Consider the following 14,012-nt stretch of genomic DNA (forward strand, 5'->3'; position numbering starts at 1 on the left):
ATTGAGCGGCAAAAATACCGATTTTGTTTTAAAGTTTAAGATAGAAGAGTTAAGGAAAATTTTGCTAATGATTATTATTGCTTTGACCACAAAGGCACAAAGATCACAAAGAAAAATAGTTGGCAATTTCAACAATTAGGTATCTGTTGTAATATGATCCCAGTTATCTTCATAAAACGTGATCCAATTAATTGCCCGATGCCATTCCGGAACTACATCCTGATTGATATTTTGAACTTCTATATCATCTATGCCAGACTGTCTTTCTGCCCAATGTGAGATAAGCGATAATATCTTCTCTATCATCACGATTATCAATTGTGGTATTTAAATATGCAAGAATCAAAATCCGTTTAGCAATATCTGCGGCAGGTCTGATTACCGCTTCGCTTTCTTCCTCTATTAGGGGTAAATATTAATTTATCGGGATGTTATTTTCTTTTAGGATTATTTCAGTTTGGTCCTTACGTTGTTGGGCAGTCATATTTAATGATAATTTAATTTAGCATCACAACCTAAATTTATGCTTTTGATTTTAATCTGCTCAGCGTTTCTTGTGATATGTTTAGGTAAGAAGCCACCATCCTATTAGGCAGGCGCATCACCACAGTTGGATTCTGCGCCAGCAACTGGCGGTAACGCTCGGTCGCATCAAGTGTAATAAACGACATTAAGCGGTTGGTATTAGTTACGTAAGCATATTCCAGATAATGGCGGTAAAATTTCTCCCACTGCGGGATCATTTGAAGCAACTGTTGAAAATCGTTTTGAGAAATGTAGTATAGACTGGTATCTTCTACAGCTTGGACATATTCCTTGGAGATATCGTTGGTAATGAAACTTACCAGGGCTGAGGCAAACTGATTTTCAAAAGCAAAATGCCGGGTGGCTTCCGTACCACCGGCCGTTAGGAAGAAAATTCGTAAGCAACCTTTATCAATAAAGTAAAGACGCTGACATGTTTCCCCAGGACTGATCAGGATTTCGTTTTTCTTTACCTGCAACATCTTGAAAAAAGACAATACCTGTTCGAGCTCCGCATCGTTAATGATAATTTTTGCGCTGATATAACTGGAAAGCTGTTCTTGCATGATATGACTTTTACCAAATGTAACAATGTTTAGGTTTTGGAGGTAACCTTCTCAGCCAGTTTACGTGCGTTGGGAATAATAATGAAAGCTGCCAGATAAGCTACGGGTAACATTACGCTCCAGGCCTTCAGGAATTTGAGGAACCAATCTTCGCCAAAACCATAGTTTCGCATTAAACCCACAAATGCCATAATTAATGTCATCGGGATCACCACAAAAAGTGTGTTGATGTGTTTGAAATGTTCTTTTTTCATATTGATTTTTTTAATACATCAAAGTTGAGTGTATTAACAAACTTAACCTTTGATGTAAGTCAAAAAATGAAGCAAGCTAAATTTAAGTAACATGACAAACCTGATAAAAATATTTATTATTTCTTATGAATAGCGTTTAGAAAACCTGAATTCTAGGGAAATCGCTTTTAACTTTTCTCTGTTAGTTTCCAGCTCTTTCTGCGCATGCCTAAGTGTTATGTTTGCCACGGAAGCACGAAAAACACGGAAAAATTTAATCTACTCCGTGATTTCTGTGACTAATTAATTTTTGCACATTTTTTAAAAGCAATATCCCTAACCTGAATTCGATTCATGATTTTTTTCGAAGATATTCATAATGAAGTTTTAATATTTTTCTTCCAGCACAATTTCAAGCGCAACTACTTTCCACTCTCCCTTAATATTTTTCCAATGATAAATTTCTTCAGTCTGTACGGTCTGTTTTTTTGAAAAAATAAGCAGGTTTGGTTTTATAAGAACCGATTTACGTGCAATTTTCTCAGTAAAAATATCATTCTCTGCAGAAGATTTGATTCTATAATGAGTGGTTTGTATGGTTTTGGCTCCGCTGAAATATTTTTTTAGGTCGATGGTAAAATCACGTTTGTTTATCGCAGTTTTTTCAAAGGGTGTGAAACTCAAATCGTCGGCAAACATATCCGTATACGCTACGACATCTTTACTCTCCAGCGCCAGGTTTGCTTTTTTATGTATTTCGTTTATTGCTGAAATGATTAAGTCGGTTTCCATGCCATGAAGTTAGCGGTTTGGATCAGGGATTTCAAATTTATGATGAACTCGCAGCTGAATTTCCATAAATGTTAAAAAGTAAAGGCATTTAATTGCCGATACTTATCAATCATTTCTGTTTTCTGGAAATGAGCGGCAGCATTTCATCGGTTTATTTAACAAGGGGTTGTTTAAGTGGTACCAAAAGCGGGACTGAAATTGCGAAAGTGCAAAACCCTGCATTTCTCAATACTAAAAAAAGTATTTCTATTTTTTTGGAAATGAAAGGCAGCATTTTATAGGTGCTTTCGTCCCGCCATTCGCTTATAGTCCTCATTTCGTTTCCCTCCATTCCTGGCTATCCGCTGCTGTCGGGTTTATTAACAAGGGTTTGTTCAAAATAGTAGGTCTCTCACGGAGAATAAGGTAAGATAAATCCGATTGTCGGGGGAGCGCTTCCGATCCTTCATAGGAACTCGTACCCAAAGCGGGACTGAAATTGCGAAAAGTGCAAAACCCTGCATTTCCCAATACTTAAGAAGTATTTCTATTTTTTTGGAAATGAAAGGCAGCATTTCATAGGTGCTTTCGTCCCGCCATTCGCTTGTAGTCCTCATTTCGTTTCCCTCCATTCCGGGCTACTCGCTGCTGTCGGGTTTATTTAACAAGGGTTTGTTTTCAGGACGCCAAACTTTGTGTCTAAACCCGATTGTCGGGAAGAGCTTCCGATCCTTCATCGGAACTCGTACCAAAAGCGGGGCTGGAATTGCCAAAAGCGCAGAACCGCACATTTCCAAATACTTAAAAATCATTTCTATTTTTTGGAAATGAAAAGCAGTATTTCATAGGTGCTATATTCCCGCCATTCGCTTGTAGTCCTCATTTCGTTTCCCTCCATTCCGGGCTACTCGCTGCTGTTGGGTTTATTAACAAGGGTCTGTTTATAATAGCTATTTTAAGTGGTTAATTAAAGATTTGGGTTTCTAGCACATGCTTAGGTTAAATAAACCTGATCGGACGGACGCCAATTTCCTTCAATTGGCTGGAGGGAGAGCAGGGCTGAACATGCCAAAGGCACAGAACCCCTCATTTCCAAAAGCCTGAATATCAATAGTCATCTGTTGAAATAGTGCTTTAAAAGAGCCTGATTTATATGTATTCGTCATGCTGAATTTATTGGCGATTCAGAATTGAAAATAGCTTACCTGAGATAATTTAAATATACTATGTTTCAGATATTTCCGCAGTGTTAACCAGAAATTAAGATATTTTAAATTTTTTTCTACCTTGATGCAACGTTTTAAAATCGCTGATGTCTTATTATCAGAATATTCGAAATTTTGGAAGCCGTATACATCGATAAAAACCTCGAACTCGTAAAAAAATGCATGCAGGGCAGTCGCGCAGCACAGTTTGAATTATACAAGCTGTATGCCAAGGCAATGTATAATGTGGCGCTGCGCATTTTAAATTATGAGGAAGAGGCAGAAGATGTTTTACAGGAAGCATTTTTAGATGCATTTACCAGAATTGTTGATTTTAGACAGGAAACTACCTTCGGCCTTTGGCTAAAGCAGATTGTGATCAACAAATCCATCAATTACCTGCGTAAGCGCAGGATGGAGTTTGTAAGTACAGACGAAATATCGGAAGTGCCTGATGAAGATAGTTTTGATTACAGTGAAATGCAGTTACAGGCCGAAGAGATAAGGCAGGCCATTACCCAATTGCCAGACGGTTATAGGGTGGTGCTGAGTTTGTACCTGTTAGAGGGTTATGACCATGAAGAAATTGCACACATTTTAAAAATAAGCGAAAATACCAGCCGTACACAGTACATGAGGGCTAAAAAAAAGTTAAAGAGTATTTTAGAAATGAAAGGGATGAGAGATGAATAATAGATTAGAAACCTTTGTAAAAGAAAACCGAAAAGCTTTCGATATCATGGAGCCTTCGGCAGATCTTTGGGCAAAAATTGAACAGGGTTTAGATCACAAAAAGAAAAAAAAACCGGTAAAACTGTATTTATGGATGAGCGCAGCGGCAGCTGTAGTGGTCGTTTTTGGTTTGGTCTGGTTATACGTAGGGAAATTGCAAAACAAAGATTTAGAAATAGCCGACGTTAGTGCTTCATATGCCAAAAAGGAAGTCCATTTTACGGGTCTAATTACCGAAAAGAGGGATAGCTTAGCCATTTTTGCCTCTGCAAATCCGGAACTTTATAAAAAATTTACGGCTGATTTAAGAAAACTTGATGAAGATTACGAAAAATTAAAAGCAGAGTTGCCAACTTCGCCCAACCAGACTTTCGTGGTAAAGGCTATGGTTAAAAACCGTGAAATACAATTACAGTTATTAAAACAACAATTATTAATTATTAACCAGGTTGACGATTACAAAAGAGTTAACCAGATTTAATACAGGGCGAATAAAACAGCTCTAATACTGAAATCGGTCTTGATGTTTGATTCAACACACTTGATACTAAGAGGAGAACGCTCACCACATCGAAAGTTTAAGGCCAGCCGGCAGGTTTTAAGCATACAGGTGTTTAATATTTAACAACATGAAAACAATAAAAATATTTTTGGCCCTTTTGGCTTTAATTGCCGTAAAAACCAGTGCGCAAGAAGCGATGGTGAATAGTCCATCGGAGAAAGTGCTTGTAGAAAATGCGGAGAAATCATCGCTGATAGCGATGGTAAATAACTCAAAATATAAGCAAACGGGCAGCGATGCGGAACGTTCAAAATCATTTAGCAAAAGTTTTAATGTAGATAGAAATGATAAGGTAAATTTAAATAACCAGTTCGGATCTATTGTAATTAAAACCTGGGATAAAAAAGAGGTACGTGTTGATATAGATATTAAAGCCTATGCCAACTCAGATGGCGATGTACAGAAATTGATCGATGGGGTAAGTATTGATGCTACTAAAAATGGCGATGTGGTTTCATTCAAAACTAACATGGGCGATAGAAACGGACGTTATGGACGTGGGGTAAAAAATGGAGTAACTACCTGGCGAAGGGAAGTAAAGGTGAATTACACGGTGTTTATGCCGGCAGTAAACCCTTTAACTGTGCTACAACAATATGGTAATGTTGAAATGGGTAATTTTGCAGGCCCAACCTCACTAAAAGTGGAATACGGCAATCTTGTAGCAGGAAACCTAAGCAATACCAACAACTATATCAATGTTCAGTACGGGAAATGTGATATTCAGGATTTAAATGCAGCTGTGATTAAGCACGAATATAACGGACCTGTAACCATCGGTGCTGTGGGGACTTTAGAACTCGTTGCTGAATACGTAGCCGTAAACATCAATATCATCAGAAAATCTGCTGATCTTAAAGTAGAGTACGGAAGAGGCTTAACCGTTGGCACTATTGGTGGCAACTTGCTCTTGAGTGCCGAATATGCCAAAGTTAACATCAATACAGTCAAAGGAAATGCGGTAGTGAAACAAGCTTACGGTGATTTGAATATTGCATCAGCAGGTAAAATTGCAGTTAATGCAGAATACTCGAATGTTAATTTAGGTACATTGAATGGTGATGCCACTATCAAAATGGATTACAACCGTTTAAATGTAAATGAAATTACTCCGGCCTGCAAAAACTTCACTTTCGGGGGTGAATATGCAAATGTTGGATTGGGCTTTGCAGATCGTTATAATGGTAATTTCAATGTTTCTACTTCTTATGCCGGCTTTAAATATGGTTCAAACGTAACATCAAGTTTGGTTAGCAAAGACGATGAAATCAAACGGTATACGGGCAAAATCGGTAGCGGTGGCGCTGCAAACGTATCCATCAGATCTGAATATGGTTCCATTACCTTTAAATAAGACCTCATAAACCAAACAAACAAGGAGCCTTGCCGCATTGGCAGGGCTTTTTTAATATAATGCCTAAATTTTGTACAGACGCTGGCAAAAGAATTGAAGCCCTAAGTACACCAGACAAATAAAACAAATAATGAAAAGAATTCTTTTATTGATGCTTTTGCCATTGGCTGCTTTAGCTCAACCTAATAAATTAACCAAAGCAGATAAAATTTATGGGCTATCGAAATTTTGGCAGGAGGTAAACTATAACTTCGTTTATTTAAACAAAATAGACCGGGTGAAATGGGATAGTACTTATAAAGCATTAATTAATACGATACCTGAAACGCCTAATGACTATGAGTACTATCGGGAAATGCAAAGATTTTGCGCGATGCTTAAAGATGGGCATACCAATATTTATATGCCGGGCGGTAAAGATTTCGAACCGCTGAATACCATGTTCGGCGATTATCGTTTGTTTATTGAGAATGTAGAAAATAAAGCAATCATTACACATGTTAACCTGAGCAAGAAAGATGAGATCCCGGTTGGAAGCGAGATATTAGCCGTAAATGGAAAGGCCACGGCCAAATATATAGCTGAAAACGTTTCTCCATATATTTCTTCTTCTACTGACTATGTTTTACAGGATTGGTGTATCAGTAAATTACTTCAGGGGATTGAGGGCAGCCAGTTTGAAATTAAAATTAAAAAACCAGGAGGACAGGTTTTAAGTTTAAAATTAACACATGGGCAAACAGCGGAAAAAGAAATTTATCCGGCCTTTCCTGCAGTATCGTCGCTTCTTGATTTTAAATGGTATCCTAATCAGGTAGCTTATGTTGCGCTAAACTCCTTTGGAGAGGAGAAAATTGATTCTCTTTTTCTGACTAAGTTGCCGGATTTATACCAAGCCAAAGCAATAGTGATTGATTTAAGGAACAATGGAGGCGGAAGTACAGCAATTGGAAGTTATATATTAAAATATTTAACCAATGACAGCTTACTTTATGGCTCACGCTATTCTACCAGGCAACTCACTTCTGCATTCAAGGCCTGGGGTAAATACACTTCTGCAAAAGATACGGTAAATAGCGAGTGGGATAAAAAGGCATTTCTGACCTATCAGGATAATTATTTCTATAATTTTGATTATTATCCGCTTAAAAACACACTCTCGGCAAAGCGGATCGTAGTACCCACAGTTTTATTAATTGGCCATAATACTGCTTCGGCCGCTGAAGACTTTTTAATTTACGCAGACAATCAAAAGCACATGACCAAAATTGGCAGAAATTCTTTTGGAAGTACCGGACAGCCCTACCTCTTCGATTTACCCGGCGGTGGAAGTGCAAGAGTCTGCACAAAAAAGGATACCTACCCGGATGGTCGTGAGTTTGTAGGTAATGGTGTAAAACCAGATATAGAAGTAATTCCAACGCTAAAGGATTTTATTGCCAATAAAGACGTAACCTTAAACACAGCACTTGATTACCTCAATAAGAAGATAAAATAGTCAGCACCAAATAAATGATTAAGTCTCATCTTATTAGGTGAGACTTTTTTATATTTATTGCCTATGAAAATTTATCTGATCATTTTGTTAAATATCTTTTCTTTTACCGCGCTGGCTCAAGACGCCCCGGTTAAATGGGCTACGCAGGAAACTTTTTTCGAAGATCTGATTGGGAAAAGCTTACCCACTTTTAATGGGGTAACGGTCAATAACAAGCCGTTCTCCAATATCGACCTTAAAAACCAGGTGGTAGTGATTAACTTCTGGTTTGAAAAATGCCCACCCTGTATAGCCGAAATGCCAGAATTGAATAATTTTGTGGATAAATATGGTAAAAAGTCCGTTCGGTTTATTGGCATTACACATGATGGCCCGGCCAGTGCCAAACGATTTCAAAAGCGCAACGGTTACCAATATGAAATTGTATCATTAAGCAAAGATGAGATTAGAAAACTAAATATCAATCACGGTTTTCCGTCGAATGTGTTGGTTGGGAAGGATGGTAAGATTGTTTATGCCACAGCCAACATTTCTTTTTGCGATCCGCAATTTAAAGCTAAATCGGCTCTTTTTGAAGAAAAATTAAAATCGTTATTACTTGAAGAGCTGGATTGATGTAAGAAACCTGAAATTTAAAGAACGTATTCGTCATTTATCGGTTTAACGGGCTCTGGAATTTCTTCTTCTTCAAGCATTTGCAGGAGATTGATTTCTATCGTTCTGGTAATTTGGTTAAGCGGAACACCAGCCGAATTGTTTTCGAAAGGGTTAACCAGGCTCATTCCATTAATCTGCGTAGAAACAAAAACGAAACCGATCAACCAACCCAAAAATATAGATGCCGGACCTGCATCCTCACTGATTACCAGGGTGAATGTTACGACAAACAGCCAGATAAATACTTTAGTCAGATAAGAATAGGTAGTAGGGAAAATGGTGTTTTTAATACGCTCACTCATGCCCATTGAATCCGAAAATCTGGTCAGTATTTCATTGATTTCAATAAAACGGAAGCCATCAATAGCATTTGATTTTGATAATCTTTGTAAATCTCTCGATTGGATATTTAAAAGGGCATTATGCTTATTGGTATGTTTTTCTATTTCTTTCAGATCGGCCTCGGTTAAATATTTGGTATAAATCTCATCTATCGTTCCTCTCAAATTGGCCTTTAACGCATATAAAAAACCAATATGCCTGTAAATCATACGTTTTACGCTTTCCTCATCTTTATCAACATAATTGAGCAGCGCCCTTGCAAAAGAGCGTGAATCATTTACCAAAGCGCCCCAAACTTTTCTTGCCTCCCACCATCTATCGTAAGCCTGGTTATTGTTAAAACCGATAAAAAAAGCAATGGCTGTACCTAAAAGTGTTGGGATGATAGATGGAACGGAGAAATGATGTGAGATCAAATATTCGCGTACGAGATAAGCTACGGTGCAGGAGGCAATCATAATCAGGTCAACTTGCCACGTATTTCTTAAAATTCTACTTAATCTGATATTCTGTATTAACAACATATAATATGACGGAAAATGAATGAGCTACGGATGAAATTACAAAACTAAAGCCAAAATGTTTGATCATGTAATAAATTAAGCGACAAAGATTACAGGTTGCCGTTTATGACGTAAATGTTTATCTTGGTAAACCAAATATTCCTGACCATTTATGAGCGACCATTTACCCAAGAACAATATTTTTAAAGTAATCGGTGCATCCTCTTTGGGTACATTGATCGAATGGTATGATTTTTACATCTTCGGCAGCCTTGCGGTTATCATTGGTCACCAGCTATTTCCGGAGGATGCAGGTGCATCAGCCTTAATTAACACGCTGGCTATCTTTGCGGCTGGTTTTATTGTCCGTCCGTTTGGTGCATTGGTTTTTGGCAGACTTGGTGATTTAATTGGCCGCAAGTATACTTTTCTGCTCACTTTGGTGCTTATGGGTGGATCGACTTTTTTTATCGGTCTGATCCCTTCTTATAAAAGCATTGGTTATGCTGCCCCAATTCTGGTTTTAGTTTTGAGGTTAATCCAGGGTTTGGCTTTGGGTGGCGAATATGGTGGTGCGGCTACTTATGTGGCAGAACATGCCCCAAAAAACAAACGTGGCTTTTTTACCAGCTGGATCCAGACTACCGCTACATTGGGTTTATTCCTCTCGTTAGGGATTATTGTGATCACAAAAAATATCCTGGGTGCCGAAACGTTTGGAAATTGGGGTTGGAGAATCCCTTTCCTGTTATCGATTGTACTGGTTGTGGTATCGATTTACATCCGCATGAAAATGCACGAGTCGCCCCTGTTCTCTAAACTGAAAGCTGAAGGAAATATTTCGAAGAATCCATTAAAAGAAAGTTTTAACAATAAGGCTAATTTTAAAATGGTACTTCTGGCATTGTTTGGCGCCACAATGGGTCAAGGCGTAGTCTGGTACACCGGACAGTTTTATGCACAATCCTTTTTGGAAAATACCTGTAAGCTGGATTTTAACGATTCGCGGTATATTTTACTCTGGGGAATTGCTTTTGCTACGCCGTTTTTCGTGGTTTTTGGTGCCTGGAGTGATCGGGTGGGACGAAAGTGGATCATGTTAAGTGGAATGCTTTTAGGCATTCTGTTTTACCGGCCAATATATCAGGTCTTTTTGGATGATACCGATTATGCCAAAATTGAACAAGCTGATATTTTAGCTGTCACCCCAGCTCGCGCAACTGCTGTTTTAATGGAAAATTTAACCGATAGCTTACGAACCGTTTCTACCAAAGTAAGCCTTAAAAACGGAGCTTCCTTTAACAGGGTGCAAACAGATACCGTTTCTGCAACAAGGGGGATTCTTTTGGGCAAAGAAATTATTAAAGATAAAGTTTTGCCAACACCGGTATTCTGGAAATTTGTTGGCTTGATTTTCTTCCAGATTTTGCTCGTTACCATGGTTTATGGTCCAATTGCGGCTTTCCTGGTCGAATTATTTCCGACCAAAATCAGGTACACCTCTATGTCGCTGCCCTATCACATCGGTAATGGTGTTTTCGGGGGGCTTGTGCCATTTATTGCCACACTAATTGCAAGTTTTTCAGGCGCCACACCATTGTCCGGTCTTTGGTATCCAATTGGGGTGGCAGCGCTAAGTTTGGTTATTGGCACAGTCTATTTATCAAATAAAAGAGACGAAAAAATTAACGATTAAATAAGATGAATACGTTAAAGAAATTTTTAGGCCTGGTTTGGATGGTTTTAGGACCATTAACGATGACTTTTTTGTTTATCCAGGCGATAGATAAGGTAGGCTTAACGCATACCGATATCGAACGTACCAATACCATATTGCAGTGGGCAATTATTCTGTTTATTTTCCTCCCCATTAGCCTGGGTTTGATGATATTTGGCTTTTATGCCTGGAAAGGTGAGTACGATCACCTGCCAGAAAGTTCCGAAGAATTGTAGTTTTTTTAGCTAAGCTCCTCAAAGATTTAGCTTCCGGGCCTTGGTATCCCTGAACTCGCTATACTCCGCCACCATTGCAGAATTCTTTAATGTGGTCGTTATCTTAAACCGGATTAGTGCAGAACGGAGAGATCTATAAAATTAAGTCAATACTATGCAATCGTTCCCGACATCGTTTGCAATGTTTAATTTATAAAAAACTTCTTTCTGCTGAGTTTTAATGTTTAAAATTGTTCATCATATATTTTTAAAATACGGCTGCGTAATGAAGTTTAACCTTTTACGTGGCCGGTTTTAATTTTAGCCTAACCAAAAAGATATGAAAGTAATCAGCCTGTTCTTTCTGCTTGTATTGTCCTTTGCTGTAAATGCCGCTGATGTAAAACCTGATTTTATTGTGGCTGCAGATGGAAGTGGAAATTTTAAAACCATACAGGAGGCCATTCATGCGGTGCCTGATTTTAGGAATAAAACAACCGTAATCTTTATCAAAAAGGGTATTTATAAGGAGAAATTGGTATTACCTGGCTCTAAAAGAAATGTGAAATTTATTGGCGAAAGTTTAAACGAAACCATTTTAACTTATGATGACTACGCCGGGAAAAAGAATATTTTTGGTGAAGAAAAAGGGACATCCGGCTCATCAAGCTTTTACATTTATGCCGAAGGCTTTTCAGCTGAGAATATCACTTTCCAGAATTCATCAGGCCCTGTGGGACAAGCCGTAGCGGTTTGGGCAGGTGGCGATAAATTGATTTTTACCAATTGCAGGTTTTTGGGCTTTCAGGATACGCTTTATACTTATGGAGGCAATAACCGTCAATATTATAAAAACTGCTATATTGAAGGTACGGTTGATTTTATTTTCGGGGCATCGACGGCTTGGTTCGAAAGCTGCACCATTTTCTGCAAAAAAAGAGGTTATATTACGGCTGCCTCAACGGCTGATACCACAAAATTTGGCTACGTTCTTAACAAATGTACAATCAAAGGCGATGCACCAGCCAGTAGCTTTTATTTGGGCCGTCCATGGAGGCCATACGCAAAAGTGGCCTATCTCAACTGCGAATTACCTGATTTTATCCGACCGGAAGGCTGGAACAACTGGGATAAAGAAAGCAATGAAAAAACGGCTTATTTTGCTGAATATAAGAGTACTGGAAAAGGATCCGATCCTAAAAACAGGGTAAAATGGTCACACCAACTGACAGATGAAGAATATAAAGGCTATATTTTAGAAAACGTTTTCCGTGGATGGAATCCTGAAGCAAAATAATGTTGTAAACGACTGATTTACTGTGTTTAAAGTTTTGTCTGTAATGAGTGTTTTGCTGCATTTTCCGGCAACGATTGCATAGATTTCTCTTCTGTTTTAACTTCAAACAACGTACACTTGTTATTACAATAACCAAGTATAATTTAACAGCGCAAATAATGAAACATATTTCTGGCCGTTTATGCCATATTAAAGTAGCTCTCGCTTGCTTAGTTTTAACAGCAGCTGGTTCTGCCATGGCGCAACAAAAGCCAGGCTTACCCATTATCCGGCAGGTTAAATTTAAAGAAGATACCACGAGTATTGTTGCTTTTGGCGCAAAAGGCGATGGTATTACCTTAAATACCGAAAGCATTAATAAAACCATTACCAGCGTGAGTGAAAAAGGCGGAGGAGTGGTGTTAATTCCGTCGGGTTTGTGGTTAACTGGCCCTATCGAACTAAAAAGCAACGTAAACCTGCACCTTAAACGCGATGCCATCCTACAATTTACGGGAGATTTTAATCAATACAAATTGGTAGAGGGAAACTGGGAAGGTCAACCCGCATGGCGGAACCAAAGCCCGATTTCAGGGATGAACCTTGAAAACATTGCCATTACCGGAACAGGAATTATCGACGGGAATGGTGGTGCCTGGCGTATGGTTAAAAGAGATAAACTTACTGAAACACAGTGGAAGAATCTCGTAGCATCCGGAGGCATCGTTAAAGCCGACGGAAAGATGTGGTACCCATCTGAAAAAACCCTTAAAGGCTCGAATACCAAAAACGCCGGTGTAATTGAAGCTGGCAAAACTGCCGCAGACTATGATGATATCAAAGATTTTCTTCGTCCGAATTTATTGGTGTTAACAGGCTGTAAAAAAATACTTTTAGAAGGGGTTACCTTTCAGAATTCGCCGGCGTGGAATTTACACCCTTTGCTTTGTGAAGATCTAACCTTAAGAAATTTGCAGGTAAAAAACCCTTGGTTTGCACAAAATGGCGATGGTGTTGATGTAGAATCATGTAAAAACGTATTGATTGAAGGCAACACTTTTGACGTTGGAGACGACGGAATCTGTATTAAATCAGGAAGAGATGAAGCGGGCCGCAAACGGGGTATACCAACTGAAAACGTGATCGTTAGAAACAATGTGGTTTACCATGCACATGGCGGTTTTGTAATCGGTAGCGAAATGAGTGGCGGGGCAAAAAACATCTGGGTGTACAACTGTTCTTTTATCGGTACTGATATTGGTTTACGCTTTAAAACTACGCGTGGCCGTGGCGGTGTGGTCGAGAATATTTATATCAATAACATCAACATGATTGATATTCCCGGCGAGGCCATTTTATTCGATATGTATTATGCAGCTGTTGATCCGGTTCCCCTGGCTGGCGAAAAGCGGGAAGCCATTAAAACCGTTACCGTTCCTGTTACCGAAGCTACCCCACAGTTCCGGAACTTTTATATCAAGGATGTAGTGGCTAATGGTGCCGAAAAAGCGATATTTTTTAGAGGTTTACCTGAAATGAACATTAAGGATATCTACCTGGAAAACGTAACCATCAAAGCGAAAAAAGGAATCGAAATTATTGAAGCTACCGGAATTTTCCTGAAGAACATCAACATCATTGCAGAAAATACAAATCCCTTGGTGATGATCCAGAATGGATCAAATATCAATATCAGCAGCTTAAAGTACCCTGATAACAGCAAATTGCTTTTTGATGTTTCCGGCGAAAAAACAAAAGGTGTAAAAATTGTTGGGACAGATGTTTCTAAAGCTAAAACAACTGTCGTTTTAGGTACAGGGGTAGCTAAAAAAGCACTGGAAATTTCAAAATAACAA

At 38.6% G+C, this 14,012-nt stretch carries 14 protein-coding genes; 9 read left to right on the forward strand and 5 right to left on the reverse strand.

Annotated features, from left to right (window positions below):
- Window positions 1-135: 135 nt before the first annotated feature.
- The 4 genes from DV942_RS14175 to DV942_RS14190 form a co-directional block, all read right to left on the reverse strand.
- Window positions 136-306: a DUF4272 domain-containing protein gene (locus DV942_RS14175; protein WP_145858489.1), complete on the reverse strand. Its 171-nt coding sequence runs from the start codon at window positions 304-306 to the stop codon at window positions 136-138.
- 215 nt (window positions 307-521) lie between these two features.
- A complete protein-coding gene (locus DV942_RS14180) occupies window positions 522-1,091 on the reverse strand; it encodes a Crp/Fnr family transcriptional regulator (RefSeq protein WP_145858492.1) in 570 nt (189 codons plus the stop codon).
- Window positions 1,092-1,120: 29 nt separating this feature from the next.
- Window positions 1,121-1,345 (reverse strand): DUF2798 domain-containing protein, encoded by a 225-nt coding sequence (locus tag DV942_RS14185; protein ID WP_090981030.1) that lies wholly within the window; start codon window positions 1,343-1,345, stop codon window positions 1,121-1,123.
- Between the two features lie 366 nt (window positions 1,346-1,711).
- Window positions 1,712-2,116, reverse strand: a complete 405-nt coding sequence (locus tag DV942_RS14190; RefSeq protein ID WP_145858494.1) for a nuclear transport factor 2 family protein — start codon at window positions 2,114-2,116, stop codon at window positions 1,712-1,714.
- 1,319 nt (window positions 2,117-3,435) lie between these two features.
- Here DV942_RS14190 and DV942_RS14195 point away from each other — a divergent pair.
- The 5 genes from DV942_RS14195 (at window position 3,436) to DV942_RS14215 (ending at window position 8,061) form a co-directional block, all read left to right on the forward strand.
- Window positions 3,436-3,993 carry an RNA polymerase sigma factor gene (locus tag DV942_RS14195; RefSeq protein ID WP_186462311.1) on the forward strand — a complete coding sequence of 186 codons (558 nt, stop codon included), beginning with the start codon at window positions 3,436-3,438 and terminating at the stop codon, window positions 3,991-3,993.
- Complete coding sequence (locus tag DV942_RS14200) at window positions 3,986-4,513, forward strand: hypothetical protein (protein ID WP_244950698.1); 528 nt, start codon at window positions 3,986-3,988, stop codon at window positions 4,511-4,513. Before DV942_RS14195 ends, DV942_RS14200 begins: the two co-directional genes overlap by 8 nt.
- 148 nt (window positions 4,514-4,661) lie before the next feature.
- On the forward strand, window positions 4,662-5,948 hold the full coding sequence (locus tag DV942_RS14205) for a hypothetical protein (RefSeq protein ID WP_244950699.1): 1,287 nt from the start codon (window positions 4,662-4,664) through the stop codon (window positions 5,946-5,948).
- A 130-nt stretch (window positions 5,949-6,078) separates the two neighbouring features.
- Window positions 6,079-7,446: a S41 family peptidase gene (locus tag DV942_RS14210; RefSeq protein ID WP_145858498.1), complete on the forward strand. Its 1,368-nt coding sequence runs from the start codon at window positions 6,079-6,081 to the stop codon at window positions 7,444-7,446.
- 63 nt (window positions 7,447-7,509) lie between these two features.
- A complete protein-coding gene (locus DV942_RS14215) occupies window positions 7,510-8,061 on the forward strand; it encodes a TlpA family protein disulfide reductase (protein WP_145858500.1) in 552 nt (183 codons plus the stop codon).
- Window positions 8,062-8,078: 17 nt separating this feature from the next.
- Here DV942_RS14215 and DV942_RS14220 read toward each other — a convergent pair whose 3' ends face one another.
- Window positions 8,079-8,969 carry a bestrophin family protein gene (locus DV942_RS14220; protein WP_145858502.1) on the reverse strand — a complete coding sequence of 297 codons (891 nt, stop codon included), beginning with the start codon at window positions 8,967-8,969 and terminating at the stop codon, window positions 8,079-8,081.
- A gap of 151 nt (window positions 8,970-9,120) precedes the next feature.
- On the opposite strand from DV942_RS14220, the gene DV942_RS14225 reads away from it, so the two are divergent.
- The 4 genes from DV942_RS14225 (at window position 9,121) to DV942_RS14240 (ending at window position 14,009) form a co-directional block, all read left to right on the forward strand.
- Window positions 9,121-10,644, forward strand: coding sequence for an MFS transporter (locus DV942_RS14225; RefSeq protein ID WP_145858505.1), 1,524 nt, complete (start codon window positions 9,121-9,123; stop codon window positions 10,642-10,644).
- A 5-nt stretch (window positions 10,645-10,649) separates the two neighbouring features.
- Window positions 10,650-10,901 carry a DUF6814 family protein gene (locus tag DV942_RS14230; protein WP_090981022.1) on the forward strand — a complete coding sequence of 84 codons (252 nt, stop codon included), beginning with the start codon at window positions 10,650-10,652 and terminating at the stop codon, window positions 10,899-10,901.
- 319 nt (window positions 10,902-11,220) lie between these two features.
- A complete protein-coding gene (locus DV942_RS14235) occupies window positions 11,221-12,177 on the forward strand; it encodes a pectinesterase family protein (protein WP_145858507.1) in 957 nt (318 codons plus the stop codon).
- Between the two features lie 158 nt (window positions 12,178-12,335).
- A complete protein-coding gene (locus tag DV942_RS14240) occupies window positions 12,336-14,009 on the forward strand; it encodes a glycoside hydrolase family 28 protein (protein WP_145858510.1) in 1,674 nt (557 codons plus the stop codon).
- Window positions 14,010-14,012: the final 3 nt, after the last annotated feature.

Origin of the sequence: Pedobacter suwonensis, assembly GCF_007833675.1 — a bacterium.
GTDB lineage: Bacteria > Bacteroidota > Bacteroidia > Sphingobacteriales > Sphingobacteriaceae > Pedobacter > Pedobacter suwonensis.

Excerpts from the sequence above, each read along its gene's own strand:
- DV942_RS14215 (WP_145858500.1), top strand. The coding sequence starts at position 7,510 with ATGAAAATTTATCTGATCATTTTGTTAAATATCTTTTCTTTTACCGCG.
- DV942_RS14235 (WP_145858507.1), top strand. The coding sequence starts at position 11,221 with ATGAAAGTAATCAGCCTGTTCTTTCTGCTTGTATTGTCCTTTGCTGTA.
- DV942_RS14175 (WP_145858489.1), bottom strand. The coding sequence starts at position 306 with ATGATAGAGAAGATATTATCGCTTATCTCACATTGGGCAGAAAGACAG.
- DV942_RS14210 (WP_145858498.1), top strand. The coding sequence starts at position 6,079 with ATGAAAAGAATTCTTTTATTGATGCTTTTGCCATTGGCTGCTTTAGCT.
- DV942_RS14220 (WP_145858502.1), bottom strand. The coding sequence starts at position 8,969 with ATGTTGTTAATACAGAATATCAGATTAAGTAGAATTTTAAGAAATACG.
- DV942_RS14230 (WP_090981022.1), top strand. The coding sequence starts at position 10,650 with ATGAATACGTTAAAGAAATTTTTAGGCCTGGTTTGGATGGTTTTAGGA.
- DV942_RS14190 (WP_145858494.1), bottom strand. The coding sequence starts at position 2,116 with ATGGAAACCGACTTAATCATTTCAGCAATAAACGAAATACATAAAAAA.
- DV942_RS14180 (WP_145858492.1), bottom strand. The coding sequence starts at position 1,091 with ATGCAAGAACAGCTTTCCAGTTATATCAGCGCAAAAATTATCATTAAC.
- DV942_RS14200 (WP_244950698.1), top strand. The coding sequence starts at position 3,986 with ATGAATAATAGATTAGAAACCTTTGTAAAAGAAAACCGAAAAGCTTTC.
- DV942_RS14240 (WP_145858510.1), top strand. The coding sequence starts at position 12,336 with ATGAAACATATTTCTGGCCGTTTATGCCATATTAAAGTAGCTCTCGCT.
- DV942_RS14205 (WP_244950699.1), top strand. The coding sequence starts at position 4,662 with ATGAAAACAATAAAAATATTTTTGGCCCTTTTGGCTTTAATTGCCGTA.
- DV942_RS14225 (WP_145858505.1), top strand. The coding sequence starts at position 9,121 with ATGAGCGACCATTTACCCAAGAACAATATTTTTAAAGTAATCGGTGCA.
- DV942_RS14185 (WP_090981030.1), bottom strand. The coding sequence starts at position 1,345 with ATGAAAAAAGAACATTTCAAACACATCAACACACTTTTTGTGGTGATC.